General features: G+C 63.0%; 19 protein-coding genes and 1 tRNA gene. 12 read left to right on the top strand and 8 right to left on the bottom strand.

Going from position 1 to position 16,691, the window contains the following annotated elements; translation table 11 throughout:
- Window positions 1-3 precede the first annotated feature (3 nt).
- Window positions 4-393, top strand: coding sequence for an SHOCT domain-containing protein (locus P1M51_RS13925; RefSeq protein ID WP_276245769.1), 390 nt, complete (start codon window positions 4-6; stop codon window positions 391-393).
- A gap of 1 nt (window position 394) precedes the next feature.
- On the opposite strand, the gene P1M51_RS13920 is transcribed toward P1M51_RS13925, so the two are convergent.
- Window positions 395-1,357 carry a transcriptional regulator gene (locus P1M51_RS13920; RefSeq protein ID WP_276274618.1) on the bottom strand — a complete coding sequence of 321 codons (963 nt, stop codon included), beginning with the start codon at window positions 1,355-1,357 and terminating at the stop codon, window positions 395-397.
- Window positions 1,358-1,505: 148 nt separating this feature from the next.
- Here P1M51_RS13920 and P1M51_RS13915 point away from each other — a divergent pair, with 148 nt between their 5' ends.
- Window positions 1,506-2,768 (top strand): tRNA(Ile)(2)-agmatinylcytidine synthase, encoded by a 1,263-nt coding sequence (locus tag P1M51_RS13915; protein ID WP_276245767.1) that lies wholly within the window; start codon window positions 1,506-1,508, stop codon window positions 2,766-2,768.
- Window positions 2,769-2,934: 166 nt separating this feature from the next.
- The gene (locus P1M51_RS13910; protein ID WP_276245766.1) at window positions 2,935-3,168 is read left to right on the top strand and encodes a hypothetical protein; all 234 of its coding nucleotides are present in this window, start codon (window positions 2,935-2,937) and stop codon (window positions 3,166-3,168) included.
- A gap of 328 nt (window positions 3,169-3,496) precedes the next feature.
- On the opposite strand, the gene P1M51_RS13905 is transcribed toward P1M51_RS13910, so the two are convergent.
- Both P1M51_RS13905 and P1M51_RS13900 read right to left on the bottom strand, forming a co-directional pair.
- The gene (locus P1M51_RS13905; protein ID WP_276245765.1) at window positions 3,497-4,579 is read right to left on the bottom strand and encodes a threonine synthase; all 1,083 of its coding nucleotides are present in this window, start codon (window positions 4,577-4,579) and stop codon (window positions 3,497-3,499) included.
- Window positions 4,579-5,535: a succinylglutamate desuccinylase/aspartoacylase family protein gene (locus tag P1M51_RS13900; protein ID WP_276245764.1), complete on the bottom strand. Its 957-nt coding sequence runs from the start codon at window positions 5,533-5,535 to the stop codon at window positions 4,579-4,581. The genes P1M51_RS13905 and P1M51_RS13900 overlap by 1 nt, the downstream gene beginning before the upstream one ends.
- An 88-nt stretch (window positions 5,536-5,623) precedes the next feature.
- Between P1M51_RS13900 and P1M51_RS13895 the strand changes: the two genes are divergently transcribed.
- Window positions 5,624-5,881, top strand: coding sequence for a hypothetical protein (locus P1M51_RS13895; RefSeq protein ID WP_276245763.1), 258 nt, complete (start codon window positions 5,624-5,626; stop codon window positions 5,879-5,881).
- On the opposite strand, the gene P1M51_RS13890 is transcribed toward P1M51_RS13895, so the two are convergent.
- Window positions 5,857-7,086: a potassium channel family protein gene (locus tag P1M51_RS13890; RefSeq protein WP_276245762.1), complete on the bottom strand. Its 1,230-nt coding sequence runs from the start codon at window positions 7,084-7,086 to the stop codon at window positions 5,857-5,859. The two genes, P1M51_RS13895 and P1M51_RS13890, sit on opposite strands and share 25 nt — an antisense overlap.
- Before the next feature lie 103 nt (window positions 7,087-7,189).
- Between P1M51_RS13890 and citZ the strand changes: the two genes are divergently transcribed.
- The 3 genes from citZ to ilvA all read left to right on the top strand — a co-directional run bounded on the left by citZ (window position 7,190) and on the right by ilvA (window position 10,267).
- Window positions 7,190-8,332, top strand: coding sequence for a citrate synthase (gene citZ / locus P1M51_RS13885; RefSeq protein WP_276274617.1), 1,143 nt, complete (start codon window positions 7,190-7,192; stop codon window positions 8,330-8,332).
- 63 nt (window positions 8,333-8,395) lie between these two features.
- Complete coding sequence (locus tag P1M51_RS13880; RefSeq protein ID WP_276274616.1) at window positions 8,396-8,788, top strand: gamma-glutamylcyclotransferase family protein; 393 nt, start codon at window positions 8,396-8,398, stop codon at window positions 8,786-8,788.
- 267 nt (window positions 8,789-9,055) lie between these two features.
- Entirely contained in the window at window positions 9,056-10,267 is a 1,212-nt protein-coding gene (gene ilvA / locus P1M51_RS13875; protein ID WP_276274615.1) for a threonine ammonia-lyase, read from the top strand.
- Here the strand turns inward: ilvA and P1M51_RS13870 are convergent.
- Both P1M51_RS13870 and P1M51_RS13865 read right to left on the bottom strand, forming a co-directional pair.
- A complete protein-coding gene (locus tag P1M51_RS13870; protein ID WP_276274614.1) occupies window positions 10,243-11,202 on the bottom strand; it encodes a patatin-like phospholipase family protein in 960 nt (319 codons plus the stop codon). The two genes, ilvA and P1M51_RS13870, sit on opposite strands and share 25 nt — an antisense overlap.
- Window positions 11,195-12,055, bottom strand: coding sequence for an SDR family NAD(P)-dependent oxidoreductase (locus tag P1M51_RS13865; protein ID WP_276245757.1), 861 nt, complete (start codon window positions 12,053-12,055; stop codon window positions 11,195-11,197). Before P1M51_RS13865 ends, P1M51_RS13870 begins: the two co-directional genes overlap by 8 nt.
- A 97-nt stretch (window positions 12,056-12,152) precedes the next feature.
- Between P1M51_RS13865 and P1M51_RS13860 the strand changes: the two genes are divergently transcribed.
- The 4 genes from P1M51_RS13860 to P1M51_RS13845 all read left to right on the top strand — a co-directional run bounded on the left by P1M51_RS13860 (window position 12,153) and on the right by P1M51_RS13845 (window position 13,395).
- Window positions 12,153-12,536: a Rid family detoxifying hydrolase gene (locus tag P1M51_RS13860; RefSeq protein WP_276245756.1), complete on the top strand. Its 384-nt coding sequence runs from the start codon at window positions 12,153-12,155 to the stop codon at window positions 12,534-12,536.
- Between the two features lie 52 nt (window positions 12,537-12,588).
- The gene (locus P1M51_RS13855; protein ID WP_276274613.1) at window positions 12,589-12,780 is read left to right on the top strand and encodes a hypothetical protein; all 192 of its coding nucleotides are present in this window, start codon (window positions 12,589-12,591) and stop codon (window positions 12,778-12,780) included.
- Between the two features lie 44 nt (window positions 12,781-12,824).
- Window positions 12,825-12,906 (top strand) — tRNA-Ser (locus tag P1M51_RS13850).
- 135 nt (window positions 12,907-13,041) lie between these two features.
- The gene (locus P1M51_RS13845) at window positions 13,042-13,395 is read left to right on the top strand and encodes a DUF5518 domain-containing protein (protein WP_276245754.1); all 354 of its coding nucleotides are present in this window, start codon (window positions 13,042-13,044) and stop codon (window positions 13,393-13,395) included.
- On the opposite strand, the gene P1M51_RS13840 is transcribed toward P1M51_RS13845, so the two are convergent.
- Together P1M51_RS13840 and P1M51_RS13835 are read right to left on the bottom strand one after the other, a co-directional pair.
- Window positions 13,392-13,982 carry a hypothetical protein gene (locus P1M51_RS13840; RefSeq protein WP_276245753.1) on the bottom strand — a complete coding sequence of 197 codons (591 nt, stop codon included), beginning with the start codon at window positions 13,980-13,982 and terminating at the stop codon, window positions 13,392-13,394. The genes P1M51_RS13845 and P1M51_RS13840 overlap by 4 nt on opposite strands.
- A gap of 91 nt (window positions 13,983-14,073) precedes the next feature.
- Window positions 14,074-14,655 (bottom strand): hypothetical protein, encoded by a 582-nt coding sequence (locus P1M51_RS13835; protein WP_276245752.1) that lies wholly within the window; start codon window positions 14,653-14,655, stop codon window positions 14,074-14,076.
- 303 nt (window positions 14,656-14,958) lie between these two features.
- On the opposite strand from P1M51_RS13835, the gene thsB reads away from it, so the two are divergent.
- Complete coding sequence (gene thsB, locus P1M51_RS13830) at window positions 14,959-16,632, top strand: thermosome subunit beta (RefSeq protein ID WP_369685306.1); 1,674 nt, start codon at window positions 14,959-14,961, stop codon at window positions 16,630-16,632.
- Window positions 16,633-16,691 lie beyond the last annotated feature (59 nt).

Genomic DNA, 16,691 nt, shown 5'->3' with positions numbered 1-16,691 from the left:
TGTATGAGTTCGACACTCCGGGAGCGACTCGTGGGGAACGCGACCGGAATCGCGAGTTTGCTGGTCACCGGCATCTGGCTCGCCGCGCTGTTGTCGGGGCTGGACTGGTGGCTCCCGTTCATGCTGTTTGGGTACATCGTCATCGTCCCTATCGTCGGCATCCTGTTCGGCGACGACGAGGAGGAACCGGAACTCGAGGAAGACGCCACTTCACCGATGCAGGACGCAGACGACGAGAGCCAGCGCGACGCGCTCGATACCCTCAGAGACCGCTACGCACGCGGCGAACTCACCGACGAGCAGTTCGAGCGCAAGCTAGAGCGACTGCTCGACACTGAAACGCTCGAAAACGTCGAAGAGCGAGCGCAGGCCCGAGAAAAACAACCTGAGTGACTCAGGCCTCAGAGCCAGAGCGCTTCGTGCGCTCGTAGATGAGGTCACGTAGGTCGTCGGGGTCGTCGATGCGGGCGATTTCATCGCGCTCGATGATGGCCGTGTGCTCGACCGATTCGCGTTTCGCGCGGTCGACGACGTACACAGACCGGGTGCGGGTGACTTCGCCGAGCGAACTCATGATGCGAGCGCGCTTTTCTGCGGTTTTGGTGAACGCGGAGTGGCCAGTGAGCACGCGGTCTTCGCGGTTGTCGGTCTCGCTTACGGTCTTGAACGGGGCGCGAGCGGTCGGGTGGACCTGGTAGCCGACCCGCGTGAGGATGGTCACGAGTTGCTCGTCGTCCGGGTCGACCGCCGCGGTGTCGGGTTCGCGCTCCTGTTCGTCGAGTTCCTCCGCGAGCATCTCGACGGGACTCGTGAGTGGTCGGTTGAACAGTTCTTCTAAGTGGGCCGCGACCTCGACGCTCGCGTTCATGCCGTCTTCGTACTTCGAGACGGTGCGCCGCGAGACGCCGAGTTCGGTGGCCAGTTGTCCCAGGCTCCAGCCCTGTTCCTCGCGGGCGTCTGCGAGCACTTCGGCGTCGATGTTTACGTACAGGCCGCCCGGTGCAGCGTAGATGAGCGGCGGAACCCCTTCGACGAAGAGGTCCATCGCGGTGTCCGGGCTGACGACGGGGACGCCGTGTCGGAAGTAGACGACCCCGGGTTTCAGGTCCTCGTCGCGGGTTCTGAGGCCCAATACGAGGGGTGTCGCGTCCAGAAACTGCCCGAGGCGACGCATCTCGATGCCCGTGTGTGCGTCGAGGGCGTCGATGTTGCCGAGAATCTTGACCAGGATGAGGTCATCGTGCCGGCGGGCCGCCACGTCGAAGCTTTTCGGACGGATGGCACACCGGTCGCTCACCGTAAAGCCCGCGTCGGCGAGCATTGCGGTCACGTTCTCGACCAGTGCTGACCGTGACATGGACAATAATAAGCTATTCCTGCCATATATGCGTTGTGCCACTCGAAAACCCACTCCTTCGGGCGATTTGCCCGGTCTGTGGGGATAGATTGATATATTCTGTCCCCGGTCCGAAACCGGGAAATTCGCGCACCGACAACGCCTCGATGTGACGCTCGTTGGCCTCGACGACACGGATTCACGCGACCGCGGGATGTGTACGACCTACGCCGCTGCCCGGGTCGCACGCCGCATCCGCGAGGCTGGCAACGACGTTGACCGACTCCTCCTCGTGCGGCTGAATCCTGCTGTCAAGCACAAAACCCGGGGTAACGCCGCTCTCTGCATCCACACTGACTGCGACCCGGAGGCGGCCCTCGAACTCGCCCGCGACGAGGTCGAATCCTCGGCCGAAACCGCAGACCCGCGCACGAATCCCGGCGTGGTCGTCTGTCCCGATGATGCCGTCTCTGCGGATGTTATCGACTTTGCTCGGGCCGCAGTCCGCGACTTTCACGAAATCGACGACGCCCGCGCGCTCATCGAGCAGGCCGGCTTCCTTCATGCTGAGTGGAAGCAGGGACGGGGCCTCATCGGGGCGCTCGCCGCCGTCGGCGCGTGGGACACCTTCTCAGAGTGGACCTACGAGCACATCTCTTATAGACCCCGCGGGCGGTGGGGAACGGAGCGTGACATCGACTACGATTCCGTGTTTGCCGCGGCGGAAGCCGGTTATCCAGCGGTCTGGGACACGGTGGACGAAGTGGAGGGGCAGGCCGTTTGCGTGCCCCACACGCCCGGTCCCATCCTCTACGGCATCCGTGGCGACGACCCCGACGCCGTCCGGGAAGTCGCCGCCGCCATCGAGAGTGAACCGGTCGCCGAGACGGCCCTGTTCGTGACCAACCAGGGCACCGACGCTCACCTCCGAGAGGGTACCATTTCCACTGCAAAAAACGGCCGCTCGTACCGCCTTTCGGGGGTCGTTACCACCCCACCGGAAACGCGGGAGGGCGGCCACGTCTTCTTCGAGATTCAAGCCGGGATTAATCGCCTGCAGTGTGCGGCATTCGAGCCGACGAAGCGGTTTCGCGACCACGTCCGAAACTTGCGGGTCGGCGACGACCTCGTGGTGTGTGGCGAATGCAGCGACGGCACGCTGAAACTCGAGAAATTCGCAGTTCGCGCCGTGCAGACCACCGCGCTCGAAACGCCCACGTGTCCCGGGTGCGACCGGCGAATGAAGTCTGCGGGCGCGAACCAGGGCTATCGCTGTCGCGACTGTGGGACGACCGCGCCGGGCAAGGTCGAGGTTTCCGTCGCGCGCGACATCGAACCCGGTTGGTACGAAGTGCCCCCGTGTGCCCGGAGACATATCGCAAAACCGTTAATTCGTGGCGGGTTCGACTGTGAAACTCACACAGAGCGCTAGCGTCTTGCGTTTTTAGCCTATCCTTACAGTCGCTTCCGAATCGTTTCAGACCGTTTCAGTCCTTCGAACGGAATTAACGGTTAGATTAGTCAGTGTATAGGAAAGGTGGTATGTGTTCTTGGATGGAGTAAGCGCCGACGACCCGGCGTGAACGGAGACCCCAACCATGAGCGGAAACGAATACGACCTCAGCGAGTCCGAATGGACGAACGGCGCGGCAACTTCCGAGTTCACCTCGCGCGACCGCTGGCCGGAATTCGACCTCGACTACACCCTCGAGACGAACGGCCCGACAGAGGAGTGCACCGTGTACCCGCGTGAGGCGACCGAAGACGAGCTGATGACCCAGTGGATCACCGCCGCTGCAGGCTCGTTCGTCGACCTGAAAGACGCGCGCTGAGGAACGACTCAGACCCTCCTCCAACCCTCATGGTTGGAGCTCCCCGGTGGCTTCCACCGGGTGAATCGCCCCGGCCGTGTCCCCCGCGCGGCTGTGAACCACCACCACTGCGCACCCCCACTGCGCTGCACCACCCGACCGCGTCCCCCTCGCGGTCCCTGGAGGCGTCATCCAGCGCCTCCGACTGCCATACCCACTGCTGGCGCGGCCGCCGCGGGTCGACGGCTCCCCTTCCGGCGACCCCTGGCCTGTGGCGTTCGCCCGACGCCCGAACGCCGCGCCAGCAGGTACACACCCTCATTCTACCGAGCGACGGCCATTCCGGCCGTCATCTCATCTTCAGCCCGCTCCCCGTGAGCGGGACGACCACGTCGTCGCTGTCGGCAAGTTCCCCTCGTTCCCGATACACCGAAAGCGCAGCAGGGGCGGCCGCGCACGTCGGTTCGACGTAGAAGCCGGCACGGTGGAGGTTCTCCAGTTCTCGCGCCGTCTCCGCTTCCCCGACGGCAATCGCATCGCCACCTGTCTCCCGAATGGCCTCCAGAATTTGGTCCTTGCGTGCGGGTTCGCGAATCTGGATGCCGTCAGCCACGTCGTTTTGCTCGCCCGAATCGCCGTGCAATTCGTCTGCAATCGGGGCGAAACCAGCAGCCTGCGCACCCAGCAATCGCGGCATTTCGTCGGTCCAGCCAGCGTCGAGGAGGGCTTTGAAGCCGCGGTACGCGCCCAAAAACAGCGTCCCGTGGCCGAGTGGCAGGACGACGGCGTCCGGCACGTCCCAGTCGCGTTGGGCGGCGATTTCGAAGGCGACAGTCTGCGTCCCGGCGAAGAAGGTGGGGTTCCACGCGTGGCTGGCGTACCAGCCCTCGCCGCGCTCGACGGCCTCGATGCAGGCGTCGGTGACGGCTTCGCGGCTTCCCTCGACGGGAATCACGGTTGCCCCCGCCCGCTCGATGGCTCGGCGCTTTGCGGGTTTCACCGAGGCGGGGACGTAGATTTCGGCGTCGATGCCGGCGCGGGCGGCGTACGTCGCGATGGCGGCCCCCGCGTTCCCGGACGAATCTTCGATGACGGTTTCGACGCCGAGTGCTTTGGCCTGTGAGAGCGTCGTCGTCGCGCCCCTGTCTTTGAAACTCCCCGTCGGGAAGACGTACTCCAGTTTGAACTGGGCGTTCCAGTCGGGCGCGTCGACGAGGGGTGTCCAGCCTTCACCGAGGGTCACGAGCGAGTCCATCGGCAGAAAGTCCGTGAAGGTCCAGAGGCCGGGTCGCGTGTCGAGCGCGACGGGGTCGGGTGCAGGGCCGTCGGGAAGCGGTCGCTCGGCGAATTCGAGGGCGTGGCCGCACGTACAGCGCCACGGCTCGTCGGGGCCGGATTCGTAGGTTCGGTCGCAGGCGGGACAGGCGAGCATCAGATTTCGTCGATGTCGACGCCCACGGAGCAGACGTACTCGCCGGTTGCGACCTGTGGCAGGCGGCGGGTTCGCCAGAAGATGCCGTCGGTGTCCGATTCGACGATTTCCTTTACCGTCCCGAACACGTCGGTCACCCGGAACAGCGTGTCGCCGGGGGCGACCCACTCGCCGAGTTCCTTCTCGAAGGTGACGACGCCGCCGGCGGGCGCGCCGAACTGGCGGAAGCCGCGGGCGCGGGTCTGGGGTTCGACGTCCACGTCGCCGTCTAAGAAGCCGTAGTAGCGCAGCACGTTGTAGATGCCACGGACGCCGATGCCGATGCTCTGTTCGTCCCAGCCAACCGCACCGCCGAGTTCGGGGTCGATGGTCGGGATGCCCTTGTCCGGGGCGGCGCGGGCGAGTTGGCCGTTCGGGCCTTTCTGGTCCAGAACGTGGCCACAGCCGAACACGCGGGCGAGTTCGAGACACTCGTCGTGGAGGTGGTGGCGGCGACCACAGCGGACGCGCGTCTCGTTTATCATCCGACTGGTCGAGCCCTGGTGGAGGTCTAAGACGTAGTCAGCCTGACTGGCCACCTCGAACGTTGCGGCGGCGATGCGTTCAGAGGAGGTGCCGCGTTTGTCGCCGGGGTATGCCCGGTTCATCTTCGTGTCGTCGATTGGGTTGCGGTGCTGTGCCACCTGAAAGCCGTGGTAGTTGACGATGCCGACGAGGAGAATCGTTCCAGTGAGTTCAGCAGGGTCGAGCTGTGGGACGAACGTCTTCAGCACGCCGACACCGTTGAGTTCGTCGCCGTCGCTCGCCGCCTGGATATAGAGTGTCTTCCCCTCGGAGGCCCCGTTTATCACGGCGACAGGGAGGCGAAGCGGACTGCCGTCGCGGAGTTCGCCGACGGCTAACCGACCGACGTCCATCTCGCCTGGTTCGGCCACTGCCGTGCCGAGGGTCGTCATTACCCCTAGACGGCGGCCCCACGCTCTTTAGCCGTTCGGTATGCGGAAAATCAACGTGGTTTTTGCACTCGCGTCCCAACTTCCGGCTGTGACAGACGAACGGTCCCGCTCCCCGCGAGCGAATATGGTCGATGCGCTGAATGTGCCACAAAACGCCCGTCGTGGCTTCGCATTCGGCGTGCTCGCTACGGTCGCCATCTTCGTCTTCTTCGTCATCCTGCCGGGGACGTTCCGCTCGCCGTTTTTCTACATCGCGCTCGGGTTCGTCCTCGCGACGTCGCTCGGCGCGTTCGCGACGGTCATCCTCGTGCTGCGGTCGGCCTACAGATTGTCGAGGGAGTCCTGACCGGCCAGTTGTGCGAGGCGCTCCGCTCCCGTTCGCGTTCCTTTTGCGATGAGCACGTCCCCACCGTGGAGTGCCGTGAGCGGCCCCGGCGAGACGACCCACTCGTCGGGGACGCCGCGGGCGTCGTGGGTTTTGTTGCGGCGGTGGACCGCGATGACGCGCATTCCCGTCTCCGTCTTGACCATCTTGTCGCGGAGGGTGACGCCGTCTAAGTCGCTCCCCTCGGCGACGTTCAGGCGGACGATGACCTCGTCGCTTTCGAGCACCGCCTGTTCGACGACGGGGTGCGTGCCGAGGCCGCGCAGGACGCCCTCGCTGATTTCGAGGGCGGCGTCGCTGATGACTTCCGTCGACCGCGCGAGATGGACGAGACCACGCAACTGCACGGGGTCGTCCACCCTGCTGGCCGCCTGCAACACCCACGCCTCGAAGCGCGACTGGAGGGCGTCGACTTCGGCTTCGAGTTCGACGACTTCCTCTGCGACTTCGGCGCTGTCGAACAGCACGGAACCGTAGGCCAAATCGACGGCGAGTTCGGCCATGTTCTTCATCAGGACGATGGAATCGACGGCGCGTTCTAAGTCCTCGATGCCTGGTTCCGGCGGCGTCGGCGGGACGTAGGCGCGGCCGCTCGCCTGCTCGAACACCTGCGCGACCCCTTCCTCGGGACCGCGCAAGAGGATGACGTCGCCTGCGGCGAGTTTCGTCTCGTGGTCGGGGTTGAGCAGCCAGGTTCCGCTCCGGCGCAGGGCGATGATGCGGACGCCCGTCTCCGTCTCGATGTTCTCGCGACCGAGCGAAATCCCGTCGAGGAGCGAGTCGTCGGTGATGGTGACGCGCACGAGGGTTTCGACGGCTTCCGGAATCGCCGCGCGCATCGCGTCAGGGAGACCGATATCCTCTAAGACGACCTTCGCGATGTCGCCTGCGGCGTCGCTTATCTTCTCTGCCGCGCCGACGACGCCGAGGACAGGGGCGAGTGCCTCTGCGTCCTCGGGGCTGCGTGCGGCCATGAGCAGGCTCATGCGCGCTTGCATCTGGAGGACGTCCATACGCTCTTCTAAGACGAGGACCTCCTCTGCGACCTCGTCACTGCCGAGGAGCACCGCCGAGTAGGAGAGGTCGATGAGCAGTTCAGCGATGTCTTTCATCTCCGCTAAAACCTGCTTCACGCTGACCGGCTCGTAGCCGACCTCGTCGGACATACTCGCCAGTTCTCCGCCACCGGCAAAAAACGTTGCCCGGAGCCGTCGGCAGAATGCGGGCGAACAATAATGTTTTTCCCGGCAGGTAAGCTAGTGACACGGTATGTCTGACGAGCTCAAGAAAGGGCTAGAAGGCGTGCTTGTCGCTGAGTCGTCACTTTCGTTTATCGACGGCGACGCCGGCAAACTCGTCTATCGTGGCTATACAATCGAGGACCTCGCTCGAAATACAAGCTACGAAGAAGTACTCTACCTCCTCTGGCACGGCGATTTGCCGACCGAGGACGAACTCGCCGAATTCGCCGACGCGATGACGACCGAGCGCGAAATCGCGGACGGCCTCATGGCCGAGATTCGCGAACTCGCAGAACAGGACGAACAGCCGATGGCGGCCCTTCGAACGCTCGTCTCCGCCCTCTCCGCGTACGACCCAGACGCCGAGGACGACGTCGACCCGACCGACTACGACGCCAACCTCCGCAAGGCCCGTCGCATCACGGCGAAGATTCCGACCATCCTCGCGGCGTACAACCGCATCCGCAACGGTAACGACCCCGTCGAACCACGCCAGGACCTCTCGCACGCGGCGAACTTCCTCTACATGCTGAACGACGAGGAACCGGACGAGGTCAAAGAAGACGTGTTCGACCAGGCGCTCGTGCTCCACGCAGACCACGGCCTGAACGCCTCTACGTTCTCCGCGATGGTCACGGCCTCCACGCTTACCGACCTCCACAGCGCCATCACGAGCGCAATCGGCACGCTCGCAGGCGGCCTCCACGGCGGAGCCAACGCGAACGTGATGAAGATGCTCAAAGAGGTAGACGAGAGCGGCAAGGAGCCGACTCAGTGGGTCAAAGACGCCCTCGAAAACGGCCGTCGCGTCCCCGGATTCGGCCACCGCGTCTACAACGTGAAAGATCCACGTGCGAAGATTCTCGGCGAGCAGTCTGAATCCCTCGGCGAGGCCGCAGGGGACATGAAGTGGTACGACTACTCCGTCGCCATCGAGGAGTACGTGAGCGACGAGAAGGGCCTCGCGCCCAACGTGGACTTCTACTCCGCGACGACCTACTACCAGATGGGCATCCCAATCGATATCTACACCCCCATCTTCGCGATGTCCCGCGCCGGTGGCTGGATTGCCCACGTCTTAGAACAGTACGAGGACAACCGCCTCATCCGCCCGCGCTCTCGCTACGTCGGCGAGAAGGACCTGACGGTCACGCCGCTCGACGAGCGATAATCGCCTGACGCCCTCGATTTTCGAGCCACAACTGGCAAACCATCCGCCGCCATAGCCCCGGCCATGGATGTGTTCGTGTACGGAACGCTGACCGAGCGAAAGACCGTCGAAGACGTCGTATCGAGCTACGAGTTCTTCGGCGACGCGGTGCTCGAAGGGCTCAAAGTGGTCTCGGGCAACTACCTGACGCTCGGTCCGGCACCGGGCAGCGAGGTGGAGGGCAAGCTACTGCGAACCGCCGACATCCGCTCACTCGACGCCTACGAGGGCGTCGAGAGCGGCCTGTACGTCCGCGTAGACGTCCCCGGGCCTGACCGGGACATCGCGCTGTACGTCGGCGACCCGGAGCGACTCGCCGTCTCCGAACCCGTCGAGTGGCCCGGGAGCGGGTCGTTCGAGGCGCGTGTCACCCGCTATCTCCAGGAAAAACCGATTCAGGTTCGACCTCGCGAATAGTGTCGGCTGACAAACAATTCCCTGCAGATACGCCAGCATGACGTCCGGCCGACGAGCGTCTGACGCCCGCTCGAACCCGCTGCAGTCGTCCGGTTTCACTTTCACTCTACCTCCAAATCATTTATATGGTCTCCCTGCTGTCATCCAGACGCAGTCATACGCTTTGGGACAGCCCCCCATCCCCTGGGATGCTCGTCCCGATCCCCCTACTTCATCGCCCTGAGTTACACGTAAACGATAAATGCGGCGCAACAGCAACTCGGAGGTATGCTCGAACTTTCTGACGTACTCGAGGCCCGAGAGCGGGTCGAGGCGGTCGCTCGCCACACACCGCTCGACTACTCTCACACCTTCTCGGACATAACCGGTGCGAAGGTCCACCTCAAACTCGAAACCTTCCAGCGGACCGGGTCGTTCAAGATTCGCGGCGCATCGAACCGCATCGCGACGCTCTCGCCTGCGGAGAAGGAAGCGGGCGTCGTCACCGCGAGCGCGGGCAACCACGCACAGGGCGTCGCACTCGCCGCCACGCGAAACGGGGTCGATTCGAAAATCGTGATGCCCGAGTACGCTCCCATCTCAAAGGTCAAGGCCACCCGCGCCTACGGCGCAGAAGTCGTCCTGCACGGCGCAGACTACGACGAAGCGGCAGAGAAAGCCCACGAAATCGAGCGCGAGGAAGGGCGCTGTTACGTCCACGCCTTCGACGACGAGACGGTGATGGCCGGGCAGGGAACCATCGGCCTCGAAATTTACGACGACCTCCCGGAGGTCGAAACCGTCGTGGTCGGTATCGGCGGCGGCGGCCTCATTGCGGGCATCGCCACGGCACTCAAGGCGAAGAACCCGGACATCCGCGTCATCGGCGTGCAGGCAGAAGGCGCATCGAGCGTCGCCCAGTCGCTCGAAAAGGGGTCCGTCCAGGAGCTAGACAGCGTCGACACCATCGCCGACGGTATCGCCACTCGGAGCGTCGGCCAGCAGACGTTCGAGGTCATCCAGGAGCGCGTAGACGAGGTGGTCACGGTCTCCGACTCGGAAATCGCCGTCGCGCTCATCTCGCTGCTCGAACGCGGCAAGACGCTCGTCGAGGGGGCCGGGGCGGTTCCACTCGCCGCGTTGCTCTCTGAGAAGTTCGACTACGAGGAGGGCGAGGTCATCGTCCCGGCGCTGTGTGGCGGAAACATCGACCTGAACGTCCTCACGACCGTCATCATGCGCGGCCTCGTCGAGACCGGTCGCTATCTGAAGATTCGAACGGTGCTCAAAGACCGACCGGGCGCGCTCGAACGCCTCATCGAGGTCATCGCCGCGGAGAAGGCGAACATCTACGCCATCCAGCACGACCGGACCTCGCGTGACCTCGCGATGAACGCAGCGGAGGTCGAAATCGACTTGGAGACGCGGGGCCACGACCACGTCGCCGAGGTACTCGCGGCCTTAGAGCAGAACGACTACGAAGTGGACGTCCTCATCTGATCGATAAAGCTGCGCCCGCGTCGCTCGCCCAGTTCGAGCAACTCCGCGAGGAAGTCGGGCGAACGGTCGAGTTTCGACGCGGCGTGGAGGTCTCTGTTGAACATGATTTTCCGCGTGCGGACGACGTTGTAGTGTTCTCTCGGCAGGTGACCCGCCTCTATCCACTCGTTTACCGTGTGGATGAAGCGCAGTTCCTGATTCATCGAGATGTTCCCCGCGAGTTCGTTGCGCCGGTCGTGAATTTCGAGGAGCGATTTTGGCTCCGTTTCTCGGGTCTGCGGGTTTATCTGGACGACCCAGATTTCGTCCGGTTTCGTGCCGTTGGTCAACAGGTCGTGAATCGGTGGATTCTGACTGAACAGGCCGTCCCAGTGGCTGTGACCATGAATCTCGACGGCTGGGAACAGCGTCGGCAGGGCGGTTGAGGCGAGCATGGCTTCGACCGTAATCTCCTCGTCGGCGAACGTCTTGAACTCGCCCGCGTTCACGTTCACCGTCCCGACGACGAGTTCAGGGCTGTCCGCTTCGAGCAGGTCGGGGATGCGCTCGAAGTCGATGAACTGCTCTAGCGTGGCGCGCAACTGATTGTGGCCCCAGTCGGAGAACGGATGCTGGTAGGGGCTGACCTCGGGAATCGGGAGGCCGCTGTTGCCCGCTCGCGTCCACGCGACCATCGAACTGTTGACCCAGCGGTCGACGCCGGGATTGGCGGCGATGTCCCCCCAGAGGGCGTCGATGAGGCGACAGGCTTTCTCGGGCCCCTCCGTGAGCAGTCCGTACCACGCGGCGAGCGCCGACACGGCCCCACCCGAGGTTCCCGAGAAGCCCACGATGTCCACGTCTGGGTCCTCGTCCAGTATTCCCTTGAGGACGCCCCCGGTGAACGCCGTATGACTCCCTCCGCCCTGACAGGCGATGGCGACGCGCTTACTCATACGTGAGCGTCATGCCGCCGTCCCAGCGCAGGTCTCCACCGTCCAGATGCTGGCCGTACTGCGAGAAGCCGAACGTGAACAGGTTCGCTACGTCCACCGGCTCCATCATCTCCTTTACCCGACTGTGGCCGAGCATCACGTCTTCGACGACTTCGCGCTCGCTGATACCGCGCTCGCGGGCCGTGTCCGGCACCTGATTCGTCACGAGCGGCGTCTTGACGTAGGCGGTACTCACGCTGAAACTGCGAATCCGCCCCTCGCCCTCGGCGGCGATGGCCTGCGTCAGCCCGCGCAGGGCGAACTTCGTCATGATGTAGGAGGGCTTGTCCTTCGTCGCCAGGTGACCGTGGACCGAGGCCATGTTGGCGATTGCGCCGACGCCGTCGTCTGCCTCGCGGATGTGGGGGAAGGCGAGTTTCGTGAGCAGGAAGGGCGCACGAACCATCACGTTCTGCATCAGGTCGTACGTCTCCATCGGGAAGTTCTCGATGCTGGCGATGTGCTGGAGACCCGCGATGTTCGCGACGTAGCGCAACTGTCCCAGCTCGGCGGCCGTCTCCACGAGTGCCTCCACCTCGGCGTCGTCGGTGAGGTTCACGTCCACCGTCTCGACAGGGCCGGGTGCATCGACCTCGTCTGCGACCGCCACCGTCTCTGCGAGACCGTCCTCGTCCATGTCGGTGGCGACGACGGTGAGGCCGTTTTTCGCGAGTGCCACCGCAGTCGCGCGGCCGATGCCGGATGCGGCCCCGGTGACGATGGCGACAGAGTCGTCGGAAAAACGCGGGTCTGAGAGGGTGAGAATCCGGTCTGCGGTCAGTTCGGGCGGTGTAATCTCGTAGTCGTCTGTCATCTGTCCTCGGTGGATGGTTGACAGACAGCCCCCTTCAACGTTCGCCGGGTGGACCCATCTCATGCAGTTTTATCACACTCGGCGTGCCTCTCGGGGTATGAAGCGAATCATCCACACCGACGAGGCTCCCGAGGCCGTCGGCGCGTACAGCCAGGCAACGACGAACGGCTCGCTCGTGTTTACCGCCGGGCAGATTCCACTCACGCCGGAGGGCGAACTCTTAGACGACGAACCTATCGACGTGCAGGCAGAGCAGTGTCTCGACAACCTCACTGCCGTCCTCGCGGAAGCCGGCGCGGAGATGAGCGACGTGCTCAAAGTCTCAGTGTTTCTGAACGACATCGACGACTTCACGGCGATGAACGACACGTACGCGACGTACTTCGACGACGAACCGCCGGCCCGCAGCGCAGTCGAAGTCGCCAACCTGCCAAAGGGCGTCGACGTCGAAATCGAAGCCATCGCCTCCGTCGAGGAGTGAGCGTGTCGTCGGTTCGTCGCTCGACTCGCAAACGCAGCCTACGACCACGTCCATGAACCCACGGACGAAGGCCAGTCTGCTCTGGGGCGTCATCGGCGCGCTGTCGTTTCTGGTCCTCCTACAGGCCTACGAACTGGTCGCCGGGCAACCCGTGGACCTGCTCGTGAAGTTCGCCGTGGCCCTCGTCATCGGCGTCGGTGCAACGGTAGTGACCTACCTCGCCGAACCGACACTCGCCGACTGAAAAAGAAGGACTTAAACGCGTCACGGGGATAGTCTCGGACGCGAGCCAGGATGGCCGAACGGTAAGGCGCACGCCTGGAAAGCGTGTTCCCTTTCGGGATTCTGGGTTCAAATCCCAGTCCTGGCGTTTTCTCCAACGCAACACTTCTGAGCAGCGCGTCTAGTCGCGCTGCGGACCCGTTGCGTTGGGAAACGCTTTCTGATGGGATTTGAAAACACATCATCCAATAGACTATTCTCCCCGCGGGGTCAATCTGGTGGCATGGCAGAGCAGAATATCTGGGTTAACGCACTCATCGGGGCGGTAATCGGTGTCGTTCTCTCGTGGATTCCGCTGTCGCCGGTCCTCGGCGGCGGCGTAGCAGGCTACCTGCAGAAAGACGAAGGACTCAAAGTGGGTGCACTCGCTGGCGCAATCGCCGCGATTCCGTTCATTCTCATCGTGTTCTTCATCTTCGGATTCCTCTCCATCGGCGCGTTCAGCGTCGGCGAGACGGGCGGTGGCCTGCTGTTTGGCTTCCTCTTCTGGATTATCGTCCTGTTCGGTGTTGCGTACTCGATTGTTCTGAGCGCGATTGGCGGCTGGATTGGCGTCTACATCGCGAATGAAGCCTAAGCCTGCGCAATCTCGACGTTGCGAACGGCTTCAGCGGCCATCTCGTCGGTGATGTGGGTTCTGTAGCTCGGGAGCGTGAAGATGCCCGTCGTCACGTCGTAGGTGGTGAACAGCCCGAAGCTGACGTACGGGTCAGCGTCGGTCAGGTCGATGGGGGCGAAGTTGTCTGCACGGAGCGTGGCGAGTTGTGCCGCGTTGCCCGTCGCGGAGTAGTACAGTTGCCAATCGACTTTCGAGTTCGAACGGATGGGAGAGTACTCGAGGGCTACCTCGTCACAGAAAACGGCGAGAACGGGGGCATCGAATCGACCGTCGAGCGAATCGACCGGGACGGTGGTCACGCCTTCTGCGGCGAATGCTTCCGTGAGCGCGACTCGGAGCATCGCCGCATCACGAACGTCACCCTCGACGTAGAGATAGAGCCGGTCGTCGAGCAAGTTGTCAACACCGATAGTGTTACTCGTAATCAAGACACTTTCCGTCTCGGTATCGCTCTCGACGGCGTTGAACGCAGCGACGTTCGCCGCGTTGAACAGCAATAGAAGCGTTAACCCGAGGCGAAGAGGGGACCGAATGGGGGTTTTCATCGAACACTAATAAGGCTGAGAGGAATATATAATTATCTGGTTTATTTTATGTTATTTTAATTCTTTCCACAGGAGAGAAAATATTTGCCGGTCAGGGTGCAAAAACCGCGTCTGCAGTTGTCGTTCCGATGACGTCCGCGAGGTGAATGCGATAGGTTGGGAGCGAGAACACTCCCCTCGTGGTATCACGGGTTTCGAACGTTCCGGTGCGAACGAACGGGTTCGACGCGGACAGGGTGACGCCAGCGGTCGGGTCTGCGCGTACTGCCGCGAGTTGGGTGGCGTTACCGGCGGCGGAGTAGGAGAGCGCCCATCGCACCGTGCCGACAGACTCGCCGGGGGCGTAGCGAATTGTCGGCTCCTCAGCGAACACTGCAAGCACGGGCGCATCGTGCGTGTCCGCGAGAGTTTCGAGTTCGAGCACCTCGACGCCGCGGTCGCCAAACGCTTCCGTGAGCGCAGCTCTGAGCGAATCTGCCTCGCGCTCACCTTCGACGTAGAGGTAGAGTCGACCATCGAGACCGTTCGTTGCGCCGTTGACGCTCCGCGTGACGAGCTGTTGGTCGGTCTGTGTCTCGCTTACCGTCGCACTGCTCCCCGCAACCACTGCCGCACCGAGAATCGAGAGCACCGCGATGGCCACCGCGACCACCGTCCGCCTGCGATTTTCCATTGATAGTGGGATGGCGAAGCGAGGAGAAATACCTGTTTCTGAGCCAATAGGTTACATCGTGCGAGCGAGTGCTTCGACTGCCGTTTCGAGGTGGTCGATGGTTTCGAAGACCTGTGGCTAGTAGATTGTATTTAAAGAACGAACGAACAGAACGTCCACGTCGTGTGGGTCTCCGTCACACCCTCTCCAACGAGACTGCTCTTTCTGGTGGTTTCAGGCGTCAGCGGGCGTACTGTGTGGGAAATTGGCCGGAGCGGAAATCAAAGCATTTATGTAGAATCACAATTATAGTCGCTCTTGATTATGAGTCAGCGAATGCAGGGTCAGCCGATGATCATCCTCGGCGAAGATTCCCAGCGAATGAAGGACCGCGACGCACAGGCGCACAACATCCGCGCAGCCCGTGCAGTTGCTGATGCCGTACGCTCCACACTCGGCCCGAAAGGGATGGACAAGATGCTCGTCGATTCGATGGGCGACGTCACCATCACGAACGACGGCGTCACCATCCTCAAAGAGATGGACATCAACAACCCGACGGCCGAGATGATTATCGAGGTCGCCGAAACGCAGGAAGACGAGGCAGGCGACGGGACGACCACCGCCGTCGCCGTCACCGGTGAACTCCTCAAGAACGCAGAGGACCTCCTCGAACAGGACATCCACCCGACGGCCATCATCAAGGGCTTCCACCTCGCGAGCCAGCAGGCCCGCAAGGAAATCGACGACATCGCAGAGCGCGTCGACACCGACGACGAAGACCTGCTTCGCAAGGTCGCTGAGACCTCCATGACCGGCAAAGGCGCAGAGCTCAACAAGGACGTCCTCAGCAAGATTATCGTCGACGCCGTCCGCCAGGTCACGGTCGAGAACGACGAAGGCGAGAACGTCGTCGACCTCGACTTCATCAACATCGAAACCCAGACCGGTCGCGCCGCAGGCGAGTCCGAACTCCTCCGCGGTGCCGCCATCGACAAGGACCCAGTCCACGACTCGATGCCGAAAGAAGTCCAGGACGGGAACATCCTCCTGCTCAAGGAAGCCATCGAAATCGAGGAGGCCAACGTCGACACCGAGGTCTCTATCACGGACCCATCTCAGCTTCAGCAGTTCATCGACAACGAGGAAGCCCAGCTGAAAAAGAAGGTCAAACAGATCAAAGACGTCGGCGCTGACGTCGTCTTCTGCCAGAAGGGCATCGACGACCTCGCACAGCACTACCTCGCGAAGGAAGGCATCCTCGCCATCCGCCGCACGAAGAAGTCCGACATCGAGTTCCTGAAAGAGGTCCTCGGCGCGTCCATCGTCTCCGACTTAGACAGCGTCGAGAAATCGGACCTCGGCAAGGGCACCATCCGCCGCGACGAGGCAGACGAACTGTTCTACGTCGAAGGCGAAGGCGAAGCCCACGGTGTCACCCTGCTGCTCCGCGGCTCCACGAAACACGTCGTCGACGAACTCGAACGCGGCATCACCGACGCACTCGACGTCGTCGCACAGACCGTCTCCGACGGCCGCGTCCTCGCCGGCGGCGGCGCAATCGAAGTCGAACTCGCAAGCCGCCTGCGCAAGTACGCTGACTCCGTGAGCGGCCGCGAGCAGCTCGCCGTCGAGGCGTTCGCAGACTCCCTCGAACTCGTGCCACGCGTCCTCGCCGAGAACGCTGGTCTCGACTCCATCGACACGCTCGTCGACCTCCGTGCAGCCCACGAGTCCGGTGAGAAGCGCGCTGGCCTGAACGTCTTCACGAGCGAAATCGAAGACACCTTCGAGGCAGGCATCGTCGAGCCAGCCCACGCGAAGGAGCAGGCAATTTCCAGTGCCACCGAGGCCGCGAACCTCGTCCTCAAAATTGACGACATCATCGCCGCTGGTGACCTCTCCACCAACAAGGGCGGCGACGAGGAAATGCCACCGGGCGGCGGTGGCATGGGTGGCGGCATGGGCGGTATGGGCGGCATGGGCGGCATGATGTAAAAATCGGCTCTCAGCCCATCTCCCACACCTGACCGCTGAACGAATCGCGTTTCGACCGT

The sequence above is a fragment of the Haladaptatus sp. QDMS2 genome, assembly GCF_029338295.1.
Lineage (GTDB): Archaea > Halobacteriota > Halobacteria > Halobacteriales > Halococcaceae > QDMS2.
The sequence above is the reverse complement of the archived record's forward strand: the minus strand, read 5'-3'. Positions and strand labels throughout refer to the sequence as shown.